General features: G+C 70.7%; 15 protein-coding genes. 5 read left to right on the top strand and 10 right to left on the bottom strand.

The genetic code is table 11. From position 1 onward, the window contains the following. Positions 1–27: 27 nt before the first annotated feature. The 3 genes from GWK25_RS19610 to GWK25_RS19600 form a co-directional block, all read right to left on the bottom strand. The gene (locus GWK25_RS19610; protein WP_308404267.1) at positions 28–1467 is read right to left on the bottom strand and encodes a cation:dicarboxylate symporter family transporter; all 1440 of its coding nucleotides are present in this window, start codon (positions 1465–1467) and stop codon (positions 28–30) included. Between the two features lie 143 nt (positions 1468–1610). Then, complete coding sequence (locus tag GWK25_RS19605) at positions 1611–3269, bottom strand: peptide-N4-asparagine amidase (protein WP_215451847.1); 1659 nt, start codon at positions 3267–3269, stop codon at positions 1611–1613. Positions 3270–3348: 79 nt separating this feature from the next. Beyond that, positions 3349–4044, bottom strand: coding sequence for a L,D-transpeptidase family protein (locus GWK25_RS19600; RefSeq protein WP_215457453.1), 696 nt, complete (start codon positions 4042–4044; stop codon positions 3349–3351). A 369-nt stretch (positions 4045–4413) separates the two neighbouring features. Between GWK25_RS19600 and GWK25_RS19595 the strand changes: the two genes are divergently transcribed. From GWK25_RS19595 to GWK25_RS19585, 3 genes are all read left to right on the top strand, one after another. After that, positions 4414–6270 (top strand): ABC transporter ATP-binding protein, encoded by a 1857-nt coding sequence (locus GWK25_RS19595; RefSeq protein WP_215451846.1) that lies wholly within the window; start codon positions 4414–4416, stop codon positions 6268–6270. Further along, a complete protein-coding gene (locus GWK25_RS19590; RefSeq protein WP_215451845.1) occupies positions 6267–8048 on the top strand; it encodes an ABC transporter ATP-binding protein in 1782 nt (593 codons plus the stop codon). Before GWK25_RS19595 ends, GWK25_RS19590 begins: the two co-directional genes overlap by 4 nt. 228 nt (positions 8049–8276) lie before the next feature. Continuing rightward, positions 8277–8747 carry a DUF5709 domain-containing protein gene (locus tag GWK25_RS19585; protein ID WP_215451844.1) on the top strand — a complete coding sequence of 157 codons (471 nt, stop codon included), beginning with the start codon at positions 8277–8279 and terminating at the stop codon, positions 8745–8747. Between the two features lie 65 nt (positions 8748–8812). Here GWK25_RS19585 and GWK25_RS19580 read toward each other — a convergent pair whose 3' ends face one another. Beyond that, complete coding sequence (locus GWK25_RS19580) at positions 8813–9607, bottom strand: metal-dependent hydrolase (RefSeq protein WP_215451843.1); 795 nt, start codon at positions 9605–9607, stop codon at positions 8813–8815. 166 nt (positions 9608–9773) lie between these two features. Here GWK25_RS19580 and GWK25_RS19575 point away from each other — a divergent pair, with 166 nt between their 5' ends. Both GWK25_RS19575 and GWK25_RS19570 read left to right on the top strand, forming a co-directional pair. Beyond that, complete coding sequence (locus tag GWK25_RS19575) at positions 9774–12287, top strand: RNA helicase (RefSeq protein ID WP_215451842.1); 2514 nt, start codon at positions 9774–9776, stop codon at positions 12285–12287. Positions 12288–12306: 19 nt separating this feature from the next. Further along, entirely contained in the window at positions 12307–13182 is an 876-nt protein-coding gene (locus tag GWK25_RS19570; protein ID WP_184897395.1) for an acyl-CoA thioesterase II, read from the top strand. Positions 13183–13190: 8 nt separating this feature from the next. Here the strand turns inward: GWK25_RS19570 and GWK25_RS19565 are convergent, their stop codons facing one another. The 6 genes from GWK25_RS19565 to GWK25_RS19540 all read right to left on the bottom strand — a co-directional run. After that, positions 13191–14270 carry a DUF6397 family protein gene (locus tag GWK25_RS19565; RefSeq protein WP_215451841.1) on the bottom strand — a complete coding sequence of 360 codons (1080 nt, stop codon included), beginning with the start codon at positions 14268–14270 and terminating at the stop codon, positions 13191–13193. A gap of 130 nt (positions 14271–14400) precedes the next feature. Beyond that, on the bottom strand, positions 14401–14814 hold the full coding sequence (locus tag GWK25_RS19560; protein ID WP_184897217.1) for a roadblock/LC7 domain-containing protein: 414 nt from the start codon (positions 14812–14814) through the stop codon (positions 14401–14403). Positions 14815–15038: 224 nt separating this feature from the next. Next, positions 15039–15644: an ATP/GTP-binding protein gene (locus tag GWK25_RS19555; RefSeq protein WP_215451840.1), complete on the bottom strand. Its 606-nt coding sequence runs from the start codon at positions 15642–15644 to the stop codon at positions 15039–15041. A 187-nt stretch (positions 15645–15831) separates the two neighbouring features. Next, positions 15832–16248 carry a DUF742 domain-containing protein gene (locus GWK25_RS19550; RefSeq protein WP_215451839.1) on the bottom strand — a complete coding sequence of 139 codons (417 nt, stop codon included), beginning with the start codon at positions 16246–16248 and terminating at the stop codon, positions 15832–15834. Positions 16249–16268: 20 nt separating this feature from the next. Continuing rightward, positions 16269–16706 (bottom strand): roadblock/LC7 domain-containing protein, encoded by a 438-nt coding sequence (locus GWK25_RS19545; protein WP_215451838.1) that lies wholly within the window; start codon positions 16704–16706, stop codon positions 16269–16271. After that, positions 16703–17949 (bottom strand): sensor histidine kinase KdpD (locus GWK25_RS19540; RefSeq protein ID WP_251828935.1); only part of this gene is annotated, 1247 nt, incomplete at its 5' end. The genes GWK25_RS19540 and GWK25_RS19545, both read right to left, overlap by 4 nt.

The raw sequence follows: 17949 nt of genomic DNA, 5'->3' as shown, positions 1-17949 counted from the left end.
GGAGCAGGAGAGAGCAGGCCCCAGAGATCAGGCCTCCGCCTTGGAGAGAGCGGGAGCCTCCGGCTTCTCGGGCTCGCCCCCTGCCGCGTCCCCGGCCGCTCCCTGAACCTCTGCCTCTGCCTTCGCCTCCGGCTTCGTGGCCGTGGACCCGGACTCGTCGTCCTCCTCCACGAACTCGATCTCGCCGTCGAGCATCTTCTTCGCGCGGTCGGTGTCCAGCGCGCCCTCCCACTTCGAGACCGCGAAGACGGCGACACAGTTGCCGAGCAGGTTGGTGGCGACGCGCATCGAGTCCATGATGCGGTCGACCCCGAGAAGGAGGGCGACGGCGCCGGCCGGGATGGCGCCGAGCGAGGCGGCGGTCGCCGACAGGGCGAGGAAGGCCGAACCGGGGATGCCCGCCATACCCTTGCTGGTCAGCATGAGGACCAGGATGACGGTGACCTGCTGGCTCAGACTGAGGTCCACTCCCACGGCCTGCGCGATGAACAGGGTGCCGATGGAGAGGTAGATGGACGCGCCGTCCAGGTTGAAGGAGTACCCGGTGGGCAGCACCAGTCCCACGGCGTCGTCACGGGCTCCGGCCTGCCTCAGCTTCTGCATCATGCGCGGCATGACGGACTCGCTGGAGGCCGTACCGAGCGCGAGCAGCATCTCCGCCCGGGTGTAGCGGACGAACTTCCACAGGCTCAGGCCGGTCATCAGCTTCAGCGCGACGCCCAGCAGCACCAGGAACACGGCGGCGACGGCGTAGCAGAGGATGATCAGCTTGGCGTAGGTCTTCATCACGCCGAGGCCGTACTCACCGACCAGGTGCACCATCGCGCCGAACACGGCGAGCGGGGCCAGCTTCATGACGAAGCCGACGATCGCGAAGATGACCTCCTGGGCCTGCTCGATGGCGGGCAGGATCTTCGGCACCTTGGTGTGACCGAGGTGCAGCAGCGCGGCGCCGGTGAGGCAGGCGAGCACGAGCACCTGGAGCAGCGCGTTCTCGGCGAACGCGCCGATCGCGCTCTGCGGCAGCGCGTTGAGGATGAACTCGCTCGTCGTCGGCAGCTCGCCGCCGGCGGTCTTCGCGTCGACCGCCGAGGTGTCGAGCTTCGCGGGGTCGACGTTCATGCCCGAGCCGGGGCCGAACACGTTGGCGGCGATCAGGCCGATGAGCAGCGCGGCCGTCGAGGCGATCTCGAACCAGATCAGGGCCTTGAGCCCGATCCGCCCGAACGCCTTCAGGTTGCCGGCCTTGGCGATACCGACGACGACCACACAGAACACCAGTGGCGAGATGACGGTCTTGATGAGCCGGATGAAACCGTCGCCGAGCGGTTGGAAGGTCGTGGCCGTGTCCGGCCACAACCTTCCGACGACGATTCCGAGCACAAGCGCGACTCCGACTTGCGCGAACAGTGAGGTACGCAGCATGCGTGCGACGCGTCGCGGCAGGGACGGTACGGACTGCGGCACGGGCACTCCTCCGAGGGATCTTCTGTCATGCGGAAAAGCGCTTCCGCGTCGATCACTATCGGGGAGGCGTCGCTCGTGGGGAAGACCGCCGTGTTTCACGGAGGTAAATCATCGAACGGCCGTCACATCGCATGCATGGGGCATCAGCAGCCCGTACGGTCCACCGTCAGCACTCCCTGCACGGAGACCAGCGAGCGGTCGTAGCAGCCGTCCGACCCGTACGTCCGGTAGCGCTCGCTCGTCGTCCCGACGGCGTGCCGCTGGTCCCGCGGTACGTTCGCCGTGTACGTGGCATCACCGGTGTAGGTGTCGTCGAGCCGGGACCACGCCGTGCGCCGCCCGCCGTGCGTCTCGGTGACGGTCGCCCGGTCGCCGAGCGTGAGCACGGTCCGCAGCCGATCTCCCGCGCCGAGCGTGGTCGTTCCGTCCATCGTGTACGACCGCTGCACGCGCGTCGTCCGGTCCTGACCACGAACGCCTCGGCCCCCGCCCCCACTCACGGTGACCGTCTCGTCGTCGCTCCACCTCGCGTCGAGCGCGTCGGGGTTCTCGCCGTCCGACCAGGTGTGCGTGGAGGTGTTGAGGAGGCTGCGGCGGACGGTGGTCGTGACCCGGCCGTGGGAGGTGTCGACGTACCCCGCGACGCTCAGCCGATGGCTCCCCTCGGTGTCGAGGCGGTGCTCCGTACCCGGCGTGTACGTGGACGCGTTGGCGAAGTCGCCCTCCCGCACCTTCGTGAGGGCGCCGGTGACGTGCTCCTTCTTCTCGTCCTGCCAGACGAGGACGTTGACCGGGGCGCTCCAGCCGCTCTGCCCCTCGGGCACGCCGGCGACGGACACCTCGACCCGGTGCGGCCGCCCGTCGTTGAGGAGTCCCGCGAAGGGGGTGAGGTCGTAGCGGAGAGGCTGGATGTCGAAGGCGCGCGGACCGGGGACGACGTACCAGAGGAAGGGGTTGGACCAGCCACCGGTCCACACGTTCGGGAACGGCGCGGCGATTCCGGCCAGTTGCCCGTCCACCGAGATCCGCACCTCACGGTAGGGCCCGTCGTCGGCCTTGCAGGAGTACGGCGCCTCGTCGGGCACCGTCAGATACCAGTACTCCTCACAGCCGCCGCCGGACCCGGTCGCGTACACCTCCGCGATGACGCGCTCGCTGTTGCGCGGGGTGGTGAGGGCGGTGCCGTCCTGGAGCGTGAGCACGCGGTCGGGGACGGTGCCCGCCGTCCTCGTGTCGGGCCTGCCCACGTAGAAGGTCAGCGTGACCCTGACGTCAAGGACGCCGGTGTACGTGTCGTCGACGACGTTGCCGATGAGCATCTCGACCGGCTGCTCGGTGCGCAGGGTGTCGCTGTAGCGCGTGACGTCCTTCTCCACGGACCACGCGATGCCGTCCGGCGAAGGCTGCGGCGTGGACGTCCGGAACACCTCGACGCCGCCGATGTGCAGATGGCCGAGGCGATCGAACTGCCGGCCCTTCACCTTGCCGTCGAGCCGCAGGACGACCTTGCTCCATCTCTTCCCGCACTCCCCCGGCGGCGTGTAGGTCCCCCGGTACGGCGTGAAGTCCCTGAACTGCGCCTCGGCGACCGTCACTTCGCACGACCTCGCGTTCTCGGGCCGGGAGACGGGCGGAGCGGCGGTGATCGGATCGTGCCAGTCGGACCCGAACTCGGCGGGGACGGCGGTGGATCCATCGGCCGGGGAGGAGATGGCGACGGATTGGGCGGGGGTGGCCCCGAGGAGGGTGCTCGCCAGGAGGGTCGCTCCGCTGAGCATGGACATGATGATCCGGCTTCTCATGGCCGGAGTTCTACGGGGAGTCGACACCCCGCCGCAATGGCATCTCCGGCCACAAGCGCTCAAGTGCGTACCGGGCGCCTCAAGCCTCCAGCGCCGCCTTGTCCCCCATGACGATCACCGGGTGCTGAGCCGGGTCGAGAGTACGCAGCAGGTACTCCATGCCCGACTTGGACAGGCTGACACAGGCCGAGGTTCCGCTGCCGTGGTCCATGTGCAGCCAGATGCTCCCGCCCTTGGACTGACCCTCGGGACGCGTCGGGTCGATCGGCGAGGTGCCCTTGACCCGGTTGTAGTCGATCGCGATGACGTAGTCGAAGTCGTGCCAGTGCGACTCGGCCCAGTAGTGCGGCGCCTGGAACGACGCCGACCTGCTGTACGGCAGCTTGGATCCCGGGTCGGCCAGGACCCCTCCCGCGTCGCTCAGCGTGAACACGCCGACCGGACTGCGTTTGTCACCCTCTCGATGGTCGGTGGTCCACCCCTTCTTTCCGTTGTGGCCCTCCCAACTGCGGGTCTTCTTCCAGGTGGAGCCGCTCTTCGTGTAGAGCACGACCGTGGCGTCGGCGTCGTCCCTGCCCTCTCCGTAGACGGCCACGACCTGGCGGGACTCCGCGGGGATCCGCTTCTGCAGACGGTCGCCGACGCCCGGGACACGGGTCGGGTCCTCGGCCTCCGGCGCCGCGCGATCGGTGCCGCCCCCGGACGCCGTGGCGTTCCTGTCGGCCTTGGCGGCCTCGCTCGTGTCACCCGAACCGCCGCACGCCGCGGCCGACATCACCAGTGCGCCACAGACCACCACGGCGAGCCCGACACGAGCCGCGCCCCTCCTCGCGCCCGCGTCGTCCGCACCACCCGCGCCGCCCACACCTTCTTCGTTCACCGTGCCGGTTCGTCCCCGCCTGGTACCGCCTATTCGCATGCGATCCATCGTCGCACCGCTCACCGGACGCGAGCGCCCGCCGCCGCGCGCATCGGGCCTCCAACGGACGGTTCAGGCCGAAACTTTGCCCGGCCCCGGAAAACCGTTTGCCTCCGACCGCGACGCGACGCGAACCTTTCACAGCCGGTCGCTGGACCGCGCCGCCCCTTTTCTCCCCACTCCTCCCCCACTTCCCCCACCCCTGACTCGAGCCTCTGGGACGTCATGCAGATTCAAGACCTTCCGTACGAAGACCCGGGCGTGCCGGACGCTCGCTCGGGCCCACGATTCCTGTGGTGGCTCGGCCGGAATCAACTGGGCGGACAGTTCAAGGCGCTGGCGTGGGGGCTGTTGCACTTCACCTCCGTGGCCGGACTTCCGTTCTGCGTCGGCTTCGCCGTCCAGGCCGTCGTCGACCGCTCCGGCTCCCGACTCGCCCTCGCGGGCGTGGTACTGCTGGTGTGCGGATTCACCATCGCACTGGGCGACACCTTCCTGCACCGGTCGGCGGTCACCAACTGGATCACGGCCGCCGCCCGCGTCCAGCAGTTGCTGGCCCGCAGGACGGCCCAGCTCGGCTCGGCGCTCACCCGCCGGGTCGCGGCCGGAGAGGTGGTCGCGGTCTCCACCGGCGACGTCGAGAAGATCGGCTGGTTCGTCGAAGCCGTCTCCCGCTTCACCGCCGCCGCGCTCACCGTGGTGCTGGTCTGCGTCGGCCTGGTCGTGTACCAGCCCGCCCTGGGCGTCGTCGTCGCCGTCGGGGTGCCCGTCCTCGCCCTTGCCGTGCTTCCGCTGCTGCCCCGCGCGACCCGCCGCGCCGACTTCCAGCGCGAGAAGGCGGGCCGCGCCACCGAGCTGGCCTCCGACACCGTCGCGGGCCTGCGCGTGCTGCGCGGCATCGGTGGCGAGGAGCTCTTCCTGGACCGCTACCGCAGTGCCTCCCAGGAGGTCCGGCACGCCGCCGTCCGCAGCGCCCGTATGTGGGCCCTCATCTCCGGCATCCAGGTGCTGCTGCCGGGGCTGCTGATGATCGCGGTCGTCTGGCACGGCGTGGGTCTCGCCCGCGAGGGCCGGATCACGGTCGGCGAACTGGTCACCGTGTACAGCGCGGTCATGCTGCTGACGTATCCGCTCAGACACTTCGAGGAGATCGCGATGGCGTACTCCTTCTCCCGTCCGTCCGCGAAACGGGCCGCCAGGGTGCTGTCGCTGGAGCGGAGCACGGACACCGAGGGGTCCCGCGAGGCCACCGTGCCCACCGGAGACCTGTACGACCCGGCCACCGGGCTGCTCGCACCCGCCGGATGTCTCACGGCGGTGGTGTGCGGTGACCCCGACGCGGCCGGACGACTGGCGGAACGGCTGGGCGGCCACGCCCCCGAGGAGGGCACTTCCGTGCTCCTCGACGGTGTACCGCTCGACGAACTGCCCCTCGACTCCGCCCGCACGGCCGTCCTCGTCCAGGACAAGGACCCGGTGCTGCTCTCCGGCACCCTCCGCGAACTCCTCGACGTCCCCGCCTCGGGCCACGTCACCGCCGAGGAGGCGCTGACCGCCGCCCAGTGCGGCGACGTGCTGGAAGCCCTGGTCCAGGGGTCACTGGACATCGAGGATCCACTGGACGCGCGGATCACCGAGCGCGGACGGTCCCTGTCCGGCGGCCAGCGCCAGCGACTCGCCCTGGCCCGCTCCCTGATCACGGACCCGAACGTGCTGGTCCTCGACGAGCCGACCTCCGCCGTCGACTCGCACACCGAGGCGAGGATCGCCACCGGCGTCCGCTCGCTGCGCGCGGGCGGCACAACGGTCGTGCTGACCTCCTCGCCCCTCCTGCTCGACCTCGCCGACCGCGTCGTCCTCGTCCACGACGGCGAGGTGGCGGCGGTCGGCCTGCACCGCGACCTGATCCGCAAGGAACCCCGGTACCGGGCCGTCGTCACCCGCGAGACCGACGAGGAGACCCGCGAGAAGACCGGCGAGAAGGCCGCCGAGAAGACCGCCTTCACCGCACGGCCGCAGGACCACAGGACCGCTCTCAGCGACGTGCTGGACGAACTGGAAGAGATCGAGGAGACCGCATGATCGGCGTGGCGCCCCCGGCCTACGACCCGGCCGCCCCGACGACGGCGAACACCCTGCCCGTCGGCGCCCCCGCGACCGTACGCGCCTACGTGGCAGAACTGTTCCGCCGGCACCGCCGGGCCTTCGTCCTGCTCATCACCGTCAACACGGTCGCGGTCGTGGCCTCGATGGCGGGCCCCTACCTGCTCGGCGCACTCGTCGAGCGGGTCTCCGAGGGGGCGCGTGAACTCCATCTGGAAGTCACCGCGGCGGTGTTCGTCGTCGCCCTCGTCGTCCAGGCCGTCTTCGTACGGGAGGTACGGCTGCGCGGCGCCATGCTCGGCGAGCGGATGCTGGCCGACCTGCGCGAGGACTTCCTCGTCCGGTCGGTCGGCCTGCCGCCGGGTGTCCTGGAACGCGCCGGCACGGGTGACCTGCTCTCCCGCATCACCACGGACATCGACCGGCTCGCCAACGCCATGCGCGAGGCGGTGCCCCAGCTGGCCATCGGCGTGGTGTGGGTCGTTCTGCTCGTCGGCGGCCTCGCCGTGACCGCGCCCCCACTGGCCCTCGCCGTCCTGCTGGCCCTGCCCGTGCTGGTGGTCGGCTGCCGCTGGTACTTCAAGCGTGCCCCTTCCGCCTACCGCTCGGAGTCCGCCGGGTACGCCGCCGTCGCCGCCGTCCTCGCGGAGACCGTGGACGCCGGCCGCACCGTCGAGGCCCACCGCCTCGGCACCCGCCGCATCGACCTCTCCGACCAGCGGGTCCGCGAATGGACCGCCTGGGAGCAGTACACCCTGTGGCTGCGGTCGGTGCTCTTCCCCGTCATCAATTTCACGCACACCACGGTCCTCGGGTCCGTCCTGATCATCGGCGGGGTGTTCGTCCTCCAGGGCTGGATCGGCCTCGGGCAGCTGACCACCGGCGCGCTCATCGCCCAGATGCTCGTCGACCCGATCAACCTGATCCTCCGCTGGTACGACGAGCTGCAGGTCGCCGAGGTGTCGCTGGCCCGCCTGGTCGGGGTCCGGGACATCGAGCCCGACGCGGGCGACCCGGCCGTGGCCCCAGAGGGGCGGCATGTCCACGCCGACCGGGTGCGCTTCGGATACCGCGAAGGCGTCGACGTCCTGCGCAAGGTCTCCCTGGAGGTCGCGCCCGGCACCCGGCTCGCCCTCGTCGGCCCGTCCGGCGCGGGCAAGTCGACCCTGGGCCGACTGCTCGCCGGGATCTACGCGCCCCGCGACGGCCGTGTCACCCTCGGCGGTGCCGAGCTGTCCCGGATGCCCGCCGAGGACGTCCGCTCCCACGTCGCCCTGGTCAACCAGGAGCACCACGTGTTCGTCGGCTCCCTCCGCGACAACCTGCTCCTGGCCCGCACGGACGCCGGGGACGCCGAGCTGTGGGCGGCGCTGGGCGCGGTCGACGCCGACGTCTGGGCGCGGGCGCTGGACGAGGGGCTGGACACCGAGGTCGGTTCCGGCGGATTCACGCTCACCCCGGCACAGGCCCAGCAGATCGCGCTGGCCCGGCTGGTCCTCGCCGACCCGCACACGCTGGTCCTGGACGAGGCGACCTCGCTCCTCGACCCGCGGGCGGCCCGCCACCTGGAACGATCCCTCGCCCGCGTCCTCGACGGCCGTACCGTCGTCGCCATCGCCCACCGCCTGCACACCGCCCACGACGCCGATGTCATCGCCGTCGTGGAGAACGGCCGCATCAGCGAGCTGGGCAGCCACGACGAGCTCGTCGCCGCGGACGGCGCGTACGCCGCGCTGTGGAGGTCGTGGCACGGCTGACCGACGCGCGGGCCCCGGCAGTGGGGGCCGGCTCCGGCGGGGTAGGGCGGCTGCCGTCGCCCTGCCGTTGCGCGGTGCCGAACGCGAGTGGAAGGCTGGTGGTGGGCACTGATTCGGGGGACGCCCGTGAACCGCCCGGTTCGCGGGGTTCGGGCCGTGGCCCAGCGGTCCGTGCGCCCACCGTCGCCGAACGGTGGCACCGGGCCCGCCCCACCACTGGAGGTACCCGTGGACAGAGCCGGCGGATGGGGAGACGACGTCTACCAGCCAGACGGATCCGAGATCCAGGACGACGCGGGGCTGCTGGACGCCGAGGACACCCTGGTCGCCGACGGTGTGGCCGACCCCCTCGACCGGGGCTGGTCCCCACCGGAGCGGCCATGGGCGGTGGAGCACACCGGTGTGACGGCGGCGGAGCGGCTGCGCGGTGAGACGCTGGAGCAGCGCCTCGCCGAAGAGCTCCCGGACATCACCTACCCCGCCGGGGACGGCATCGGCGACTCCCAGGACACCGACGGCGAGCCGCTGGACAACGAGGTGGGCGACCTCCGCTCCGGCCGTCTGGTCGCCCCCGACGAGGGCGCGCACGAGGACGAGGAGAGCGGGATGATCGCCACCGACGTGGGGATCGACGGGGCCGCCGCCTCCGCCGAGGAGGCCGCCATGCACATCGTGGACGAGGACTCCCTGCCGAGCTGACCGCCGCGCGAGCAGGTCGCCCGGGGCGGGCCGGCCGTAGCCTCGGCGGGAGTGCCCGCGGCCGGTCAGATGACGTTCAGCGCCGCCGCCGCGCCCACTCCCCCGAGCACCATGAACACCGGCATCAGCACCCTCAGCTCCACCCAGCTGCCGGCCCGGAACCGCATCGCCTTCGGCGGGCCCACGGGGTACCAGCGCTTGCGCCCGATCGGTATCGGCCACAGGATCGGGCAACCCGAGACGGTCAGCGAGTCCCCGATGTCGTGCACCAGCGCCCCCAGCACGATCGGCAGCCCGAGCCACAGATACTCCTGGCCCGGCTGTGCGAACAGCCAGTCCGCCCCGTTGCCCGGCTTGTCCAGGACACCGGCGAGGATCCAGGCGCTCGTCGCAGCCAGCAGCCACACCAGCACATCGCTGCTCGAACCCCGGGCCGCCCGCCACAGCAGGCCCTCGATGGCCAGGACCAGGTGCACGAAGAGAATGGCCAGCACCGCCCAGCGGCCCCCGGTGATGGCGGCGACGGATGCACCGGCGCCGAGCAGCGCCGCCCACAGCCAGGTGTGCGTGAGCGTCCGATGACCACCGGAGCGGCGCGGGTCGCCCTGCTTCTTCGTCGCCTTGTAGACGGCGTACGACAGCTTGTCGACGATCTCGCACACCCAGCGTGACAGCGGACCGAAGGAACGGGAGATCGTCGCCGCCTTGTGGTCCAGGTCGGGGGCGAGCGCGGCACCCGCGCAGATCAGCGCACCGACAAGGAGCACCGGCCAGGGCATCGTGTGCCCGGCGGCGGCCGCCGCGGCTCCCACCCCGAGCCAGGCGGCGGCTCCCGACAGTGAGTGTGCTGGTCCCATCATGGCCGTGCCCCGTCCCGTTCTGTTCGTGTCGCTGTCCAGGCGCCTTGTGCCGCTGTCCAGTTGTCCAGGTGCGCTGACGTTCCGTCGGCGCCACAGCGTAGCGTTCGCGATCTTCGGTCCCGCAGCCGATTCCCCCATCGGGTGCGCGGGCAGGCAAGATGGGGGCGTGACCCTCATCGATCAGCTGCCGCGGACCGCCGACCCCGACGCCCTCTACGAAGCCTTCGAGTCGTGGGCCCAGGAACGCGGTCTCACCCTCTATCCGCACCAGGAGGAGGCGCTCATCGAGGTGGTCTCCGGCGCGAACGTGATCGTGTCGACGCCCACCGGCTCCGGCAAGAGCATGATCGCGGCGGGTGCCCACTTCGCGGCGCTCGCCCGTGACGAGGTCACCTTCTACACGGCTCCGATCAAGGCGCTCGTCTCGGAGAAGTTCTTCGAGCTGTGCAAGATCTTCGGTACCGAGAACGTCGGCATGCTCACCGGCGACGCCTCCGTGAACGCCGACGCCCCCGTCATCTGCTGCACCGCCGAGGTGCTGGCCTCCATCGCGCTGCGCGACGGCAAGCACGCGGACGTCGGTCAGGTCGTGATGGACGAGTTCCACTTCTACGCGGAGGGCGATCGGGGCTGGGCCTGGCAGATCCCGATCCTCGAGCTGCCGCAGGCCCAGTTCATCCTGATGTCGGCGACCCTCGGCGACGTCTCGATGTTCGAGAAGGACCTCACCCGGCGCACCGGTCGCCCGACCGCCGTGGTCCGCTCGGCGACGCGTCCGGTGCCCCTGTCCTACGAGTACGTCCTGACCCCGCTGACGGAGACGCTCACCGAGCTGCTCGCCACCAAGCAGGCTCCGGTCTACATCGTGCACTTCACGCAGGCGCAGGCCGTGGAGCGGGCGCAGGCGCTGATGAGCATCAACATGTGCACACGGGAGGAGAAGGACCGGATCGCCGAGCTGATCGGCAACTTCCGCTTCACCACCAAGTTCGGCCGCAACCTCTCCCGTTACGTACGGCACGGCATCGGCGTCCACCACGCCGGCATGTTGCCCAAGTACCGACGCCTGGTGGAGAAGCTCGCCCAGGCCGGTCTGCTGAAGGTCATCTGCGGCACGGACACGCTCGGCGTCGGCGTCAACGTCCCCATCCGCACCGTGCTGTTCACCGCCCTCACCAAGTACGACGGCAATCGTGTGCGGACCCTGCGGGCCCGCGAGTTCCACCAGATCGCGGGCCGCGCGGGCCGGGCGGGCTTCGACACGGCGGGGTTCGTGGTGGCGCAGGCACCCGAGCACGTCATCGAGAACGAGAAGGCCCTCGCCAAGGCCGGCGACGATCCGAAGAAGCGTCGCAAGGTGGTCCGCAAGAAAGCTCCCGAGGGGTTCGTCGGCTGGACCGACAACACCTTCGAGAAGCTCATCGCCTCCGACCCGGAACCGCTGACCTCCCGCTTCCGGGTCACGCACACCATGCTGCTGTCGGTGATCGCCCGGCCGGGCAACGCCTTCGAAGCGATGCGTCATCTGCTGGAGGACAACCATGAACCCCGCAAGCAGCAGCTTCGGCACATCCGCCGCGCGATCGCGATCTACCGCTCGCTCCTCGACGGCGGCATCGTCGAGAAACTCGACCAGCCGGACGCCGAGGGCCGTATCGTCCGGCTGACGGTCGATCTCCAGCAGGACTTCGCGCTCAACCAGCCGCTGTCCACCTTCGCCCTGGCCGCGTTCGAACTTCTGGACCCTGAGTCCCCGTCGTACGCCCTCGACATGGTGTCCGTCGTCGAGTCGACGCTGGACGACCCGCGGCAGATCCTCGCCGCCCAGCAGAACAAGGCGCGCGGTGAGGCCGTCGCCGCGATGAAGGCCGACGGCGTCGAGTACGAGGAGCGCATGGAGCGGCTGCAGGACGTCAGCTACCCCAAGCCGCTGGAGGAGCTCCTCTTCCACGCGTACAACACGTACCGCAAGAGCCACCCCTGGGTCGGCGACCATCCGCTGTCGCCGAAGTCCGTGATCCGTGACATGTACGAACGGGCCATGTCGTTCACGGAGTTGGTGTCCCACTACGAGCTGGCCCGCACCGAGGGCATCGTGCTGCGCTACCTCGCCGGCGCGTACAAGGCCCTCGACCACACCGTCCCCGACGATCTGAAGTCCGACGATCTGGAGGATCTGATCGCCTGGCTCGGGGAGATGGTGCGCCAGGTCGACTCCAGTCTCCTCGACGAGTGGGAGCAGCTGGCCAACCCCGAGGAGATGACGGCCGAGGAGGCCCAGGAGCGGGCCGACCAGGTCAAGCCGGTCACCTCCAACGCGCGTGCCTTCCGGGTCCTCGTCCGCAACGCCATGTTCCGTCGCGTCGAACTGGCCGCGCTCGACCAGGTGGACGAGTTGGGCGAGATGGACGCCGAGGCCGGCTGGGACGCCGAGCGGTGGGGCGAGGCAATGGACAAGTACTGGGACGAGTACGAGGAGCTCGGCACCGGTCCCGATGCCCGTGGCCCGCGGCTGCTGATGATCGAGGAGGAGCCGCAGAACGGGCTGTGGCGGGTCCGGCAGACCTTCGCCGACCCGAACGGCGATCATGACTGGGGGATCAGCGCGGAGATCGATCTCGCGGCCTCCGACGCCGAGGGACGCGCCGTCGTCAAGGTCACCGACGTCGGTCAGCTGTGAGCACAGGAGAGGCCAGCACATGACGACCAACCCCGCCGAGCGGCTCGTCGACCTGCTCGACCTGGAACAGATCGAGGTCAACATCTTCCGCGGGCGCAGCCCGCAGGAGTCCCTGCAGCGGGTCTTCGGCGGGCAGGTCGCCGGCCAGGCACTGGTGGCCGCCGGACGCACCACCGAGGGCGACCGGCCCGTGCATTCACTGCACGCGTACTTCCTGCGCCCCGGCCGTCCCGGGGTGCCGATCGTGTACCAGGTCGAGCGGGTGCGGGACGGGCGGTCGTTCACCACGCGCCGGGTCACCGCCGTGCAGCAGGGCCGCACCATCTTCAATCTGACCGCCTCCTTTCACAAGCCTGAAGAGGGGAGCTTCGAGCACCAGTTGCCGCCGGCCCGAAAGGTGCCCGACCCCGAGTCGCTGCCGACGGTGACGCAGGAGATCAGCGAGCATCTGGGCACGCTTCCCGAGCAGTTGGAGCGCATGGCCCGGCGGCAGCCCTTCGACATCCGGTACGTCGACCGGTTGCGCTGGACGGCCGAGGAGGTCGAGCACGCCGAGCCGCGCAGCGCGGTGTGGATGCGCGCGGTGGGTCCCCTCGGCGACGACCCGCTCGTGCACACGTGCGCGCTGACGTACGCCAGCGACATGACGCTCCTGGACGCCGTCCGCATTCCGGTGGAGCCCCTCTGGGGACCTCGTGGCTTCGACATGGCGTCGCTGGACCATGCGATGTGGTTCCACCGGCCGTTCCGCGCGGACGAGTGGTTCCTGTACGACCAGGAGTCCCCGATCGCGGTGGGCGGCCGCGGACTGGCCCGCGGCCGTATCTACGACCTGGAAGGACGTCTGCTCGTGTCGGTCGTCCAGGAAGGGTTGTTCCGAAAGCTCGAGGCGTGACCAGCGGGTCAGTGGTGTCTGCGCCGGAGCCAGCCCAGCAGACCGCGGCGTCCTTCGGCAGCTGGGCCGGCGCCGGGCGCGGGCGGCCCGGGGCGTCGTCGGCCCCGGGGTGGCCGCGCTGCGGGGCGGGGCGTCGCGCCGGGCGTCTCGTCCCAGGCCGGAGACCACGGCACCTTCCGGCGGGGCCTCGGGGCGAGTCGGTGGGCCCGGGCCTCGCCGAGGGACCGCTGGAGGTCCGCCCGCAGCCAGGCGATCTCATCGGGGTCGTCCGCGGTCATGATCCGCGCGGTGATCAGTGCGGCGGGTGAGTCGGGCGTCCCGTGGTCGGTTCGCGCCGGCCGGTGGAAATGCAGGTGGGCGCGCTCGTAGGGGTCGTGGACGATCGCGGCGACCTGGACGGGGTCGAGCAGCGAGGCCGTGGCGGCCGCGCGGCTCCAGGGGTCGTCCGCCTGCCTCAGCAGGGCTCCGAGGTGGCGCCCGCGCCAGTTCCGGGGGCGCAGGTCCAGGCCCCCGTCCAGTCGGCGCCTGAGGTCCTCCGGGACACGCTCCGTCAGCCAGGGGGCGTTCCTCTCGTCGGCCGCGAACTGCCGCAGTTCGGCCGACGGATAGAACCAGAGCACGGCGCGGTAGCGGTTGAGGGAGAACTTGACCGGCGTGACCAGTCCCAGGCGTGCCAGGCGTGTGAACCGGGTGGGCGGCACGCCCAGGATCTCGGCGGCTGCCTTGGTGCCCACGGCATCGACCCGTTCCCGCAGGGTCTCGGGGAAGCCCTTCTCGGCACGGAGCCGGTCGACCTCCGCCCTTGTGACGCGACGGCCTCCGCCTCCGTCGTCGACGACCGTTCGCAGGCAGCCTAGTTGTACGGCGAGGTCGAGTTCGCTGCGTTTCAGGCCCAGTTCGCGGGCGGCTCGGCTCAGTGCCAGGGTGGCGCCGGTCGCCCCGGCGGTCCTGACTGCCCCGGCCGCCCTCGCTGATGCCGGGGTGCCGCCCCGTGTGGTGGGTGTGCCGGGCTCGGTGGTCGTGGTGGTCGTGGTGTGCGTGGCGGTTGTGGTGTGCGTGGCCGACTGTGTGACGGTGTCGCCGGACATGGCGGTTCTCCCCCGTGCGGTGTGGTGCTCGCGCTGGTCTCGCGCTCGCTTCGGGAAAAACCGTAGCCCGTTCGCGGAAAGTCGTGGCGGGCCTGTGGACAACTCTTCCCGCTACAGAGAGAACCGCAGGTCAGCGGTCCATCGCGGCGGAGCGTTCGGGGTGCCTGGCGTCCACTCGGAGATGCTCGCCGACGCGGTTCACCAACAGCGTCATCTCGTACGCGATCTGCCCGATGTCCGCCTCCGCCGCGCTGAGGACGCACAGGCAGCTGCCGGGCCCGGCGGCGGTGACGAAGAGCACCGCGTCGTCGAACTCGATCATTGTCTGCCGTACGTCACCGGCGCCGAAGTGGCGGCCCGAGCCCTTGGCGAGGCTGTGCAGACCCGACGAGACCGCGGCCAGGTGTTCGGAGTCCTCGCGCCGCAGGCCGGTGCTGGCCGCGGTGACGAGTCCGTCGTTGGACAGCACCAGGGCGTGTCGTATGGGTTCCACGCGCTCGGTCAGGTCGTCCAGCAGCCAACCGAGCCCCGCGTTCTGCGACATCGTTCGCACTCCCCGTTTCGTCGTTCCCCCGGACACGGAGGATCCGACGATTCAGCCTTCCCCACGGCTGCTGTCGGAGCAAGCAGGATCCGAACATGGCAGGGAAGATGACCGACAAGGCATGCCGGTCCTTCCGCGCGAACAGCGACAACGGGTGCTTCCCCACCCGAAACAGCGGTGTCAAGGGACAGTATCCGGCCAGGTACAGGCGTGTAGGCGCCGGTTCAGCCCACGGAGTCGAGCAGCCGGGCGGTGTGCATCCGCCCGGCGTATTCGACGAGGCGTATCAGCACTTCCTTGCCGGAGTCGCGGTCCCTGGCGTCACAGAGGACCACCGGGGTTCCCTGGTCCAGGTCGAGGGCGCGTGAGACGTCCTGGGCGCCGTGGGCGCGTGCTTCCGAGAAGCAGTTGACGGCGACCACGAAGGGGATGTCCCGGTGCTCGAAGTAGTCCACGGCGGGGAAGCAGTCCTGCAGTCGCCGCGTGTCCGCGAGGACGACGGCGCCCAACGCCCCTTGCGCCAGCTCGTCCCACAGGAACCAGAACCGGTCCTGCCCCGGGGTGCCGAACAGGTAGAGCGAGAGCCCCGACCTGATGGTGATGCGGCCGAAGTCCATGGCGACGGTGGTGGTGACTTTCTGGTCCACCCCGTCGGTGTCGTCGACCGACTGGCCCACCTCGCTCAGGAGTTCCTCGGTGCGCAGCGGCTTGATCTCACTGACCGCGCCGACCAGCGTGGTCTTGCCTACGCCGAATCCGCCGGCGACGAGGATCTTCAGTGCCAGGGCGCCCGTGTCGTCGTCTGTCTCATCGGAATGCTCGGAGACCATCGATCACTTCTCTCGGGAGTGTCGGCCGTAATCGACATCGGTACGGCCGTGAGGAGTCAGCATCTTGGCAACTGCCACCCGTTCGTGGGGCGTTGGACCGGTATTTCTTCCCAGCGACCGCTTGTGCCCGTTCGGTGCCGGGTTGGGTGCGCAAGTCGGTACGGGTCGCAACCGAGTGCGTGTTCATCTACAGCGCCCTCAGCCCCTCGATCACCTCCCGCAGGATCCGTTCGTCCGGCAGTCGCGCGGGCGGCACGGGGCGACTGACGGTGACTCGGCCCGTCTCGACGAGGTCCCCGAGAAGTACCCGTACGACACCCACGGGCAGGTCGGCGCCGGCGGCGAGCTCAGCGACCGACTGGGTCTCGGTCCGGCACAGTTCCAGGAGCGCCCGGTGTTCCGGACCGAGCGACGCGTCGTCGGGGCCGCGTGCGCCGGGGTCGAGCGAGACCAGGGCGATCAGGTCGAAGCGCGGTCCGCCGTGGCCCGGTCTGGTGCGGCCGCCCGTCACGGCGTAGGGGCGAACGAGTGGCCCGGCCTCGTGGTCGTACCAACGACCGCCCGCCGGTTCGTGCGGGGCACCGGTGTCACTGCCTTCGGTCATGAGCACGGCCCGTCCCTGGTTCATCCGGCCGTGGGCGGGCGTGCCCCGGCGCGGGTGGGTGTCCGCAGGTGCTCTCCGACACGTTTCACCAGCCGTGCCATCTCGTACGCCACCAGCCCGATGTCGGCCGTGACGGAGGTGAGGAGGGCGAGGCAGGAGCCGTCTCCGGCGGCGGCGACGAAGAGGAAGCCGTCGTCCATCTCGACCATCGTCTGGCGTACGCCCCCTGCGCCGAAGTGACGGCCCGCGCCCTTGGCGAGACTGTGGAAGCCGGAGGCGACCGCGGCGAGGTGCTCGGCGTCCTCGCGCCTGAGATCGCTGGAGGCGCCGACCGCCAGGCCGTCGTTGGACAGGACCACGGCGTGCCGCACCTCGTGCACGCGCAGAACCAAGTCGTCCAGCAGCCAGTCGAGTTCACCGGACCGTTCGGTGGCCGTGGTTCTCGGGTCCTGGATCATGCGGGGTCTCCTTCGCTGCTGTCGCGGCCCGTCGTGGGGCCCTGTGCGACTCCTCTGCCGGGTGCCCTGCCGCCGCCTCGTGCCCAGCCGTCGCGGTAGGCCGCCATGCGGTCCCTGACGAGTTCCGGCGTGCGCTCGTCGTCCGCTCCGGGCGGCGCAACCGACGCGGGCTGCCCGGTGTGTCGCTCGCGCAGTTGGGGCGCGAGGTGCGCCTGTCGAACGCGGCGCGGCAGTCGTTCCGTCTCCTCCGGGTCCGGCGCCCTGCGGTTCGGCCGCAGGGTGGTCACACCGGGCAGCGCCTCGGTCGGGCCCTGCTCCCCCGTGTTCCGCCCGGCGGAGGCCATGGGCGCCGTCAGGGCGTGGCGGTTCGCCGACTGTTCCACGGGTTCCTGACGCGGGGCCGCGGTCACGCGCGCGTACTCGCGTTCCTCGGACTCCGGGGGCGCTTCGGCGGACGCTTCGGGGGAACGTTCCGGCACGCCGCTGTGGAGCAGCGTGGTGGGCAGCAGCACCACGGCCGTGGTGCCTCCGTAGGGGGAGGTCCGCAGGTGGACCTTGATGCCGTGGCGGGCGGCGAGACGGCTCACGACGAACAGGCCGAGCCGGTCGCTGTCGAACAGGTCGAGGGCCTCGGACTGTTCGATGCGGCGATTGGCCTCGGCGAGGGTCTCCTTGCCCATGCCGAGGCCCCGGTCCTCGACCTCCAGGGCGTAGCCGTTGCCGACCGGTTCGCCGGTGACGCGTACGCGCGTGTGGGGTGGTGAGAACTGGGCGGCGTTCTCCACGAGTTCGGCGAGGAGGTGGGTGAGGTCGGCGACCCCGGTGCCGACGATCTCCGCTTCGGGGAGTTGCCGCAGTTCCACGCGCGCGTAGTCCTCGATCTCGGAGACTGCCGCCCGGACCACGTTCGTCAGGGACACGGGCATGCGCCAGGCACGACCGGGGGCGGCACCCGAGAGAATGATCAGGCTCTCCGCGTGGCGTCGCATGCGCGTGGTGAGGTGGTCGAGGCGGAAGAGGTCGCTGAGTTCGTCGGGATCGTCGGAGCGGCGTTCCATGCTGTCGAGGAGACCGAGCTGGCGGTGCACGAGGATCTGGCTGCGGCGGGCGAGATTGACGAACACCCCGGAGATGCCGCTGGCGAGTTCGGCGCGCTCGACCGCCGCGCGGAGTGCCGCGCGGTGCACGGTGCCGAGGGCCTCGGCCACCTGACCGGTCTCGTCCTCCGCGGGCGGGCCGGGCG

Source organism: Streptomyces sp. ATCC 21386 (genome assembly GCF_018728545.1).
Taxonomy (GTDB): Bacteria; Actinomycetota; Actinomycetes; order Streptomycetales; family Streptomycetaceae; genus Streptomyces.
This window is presented reverse-complemented; position numbering and strand designations above follow the sequence as displayed.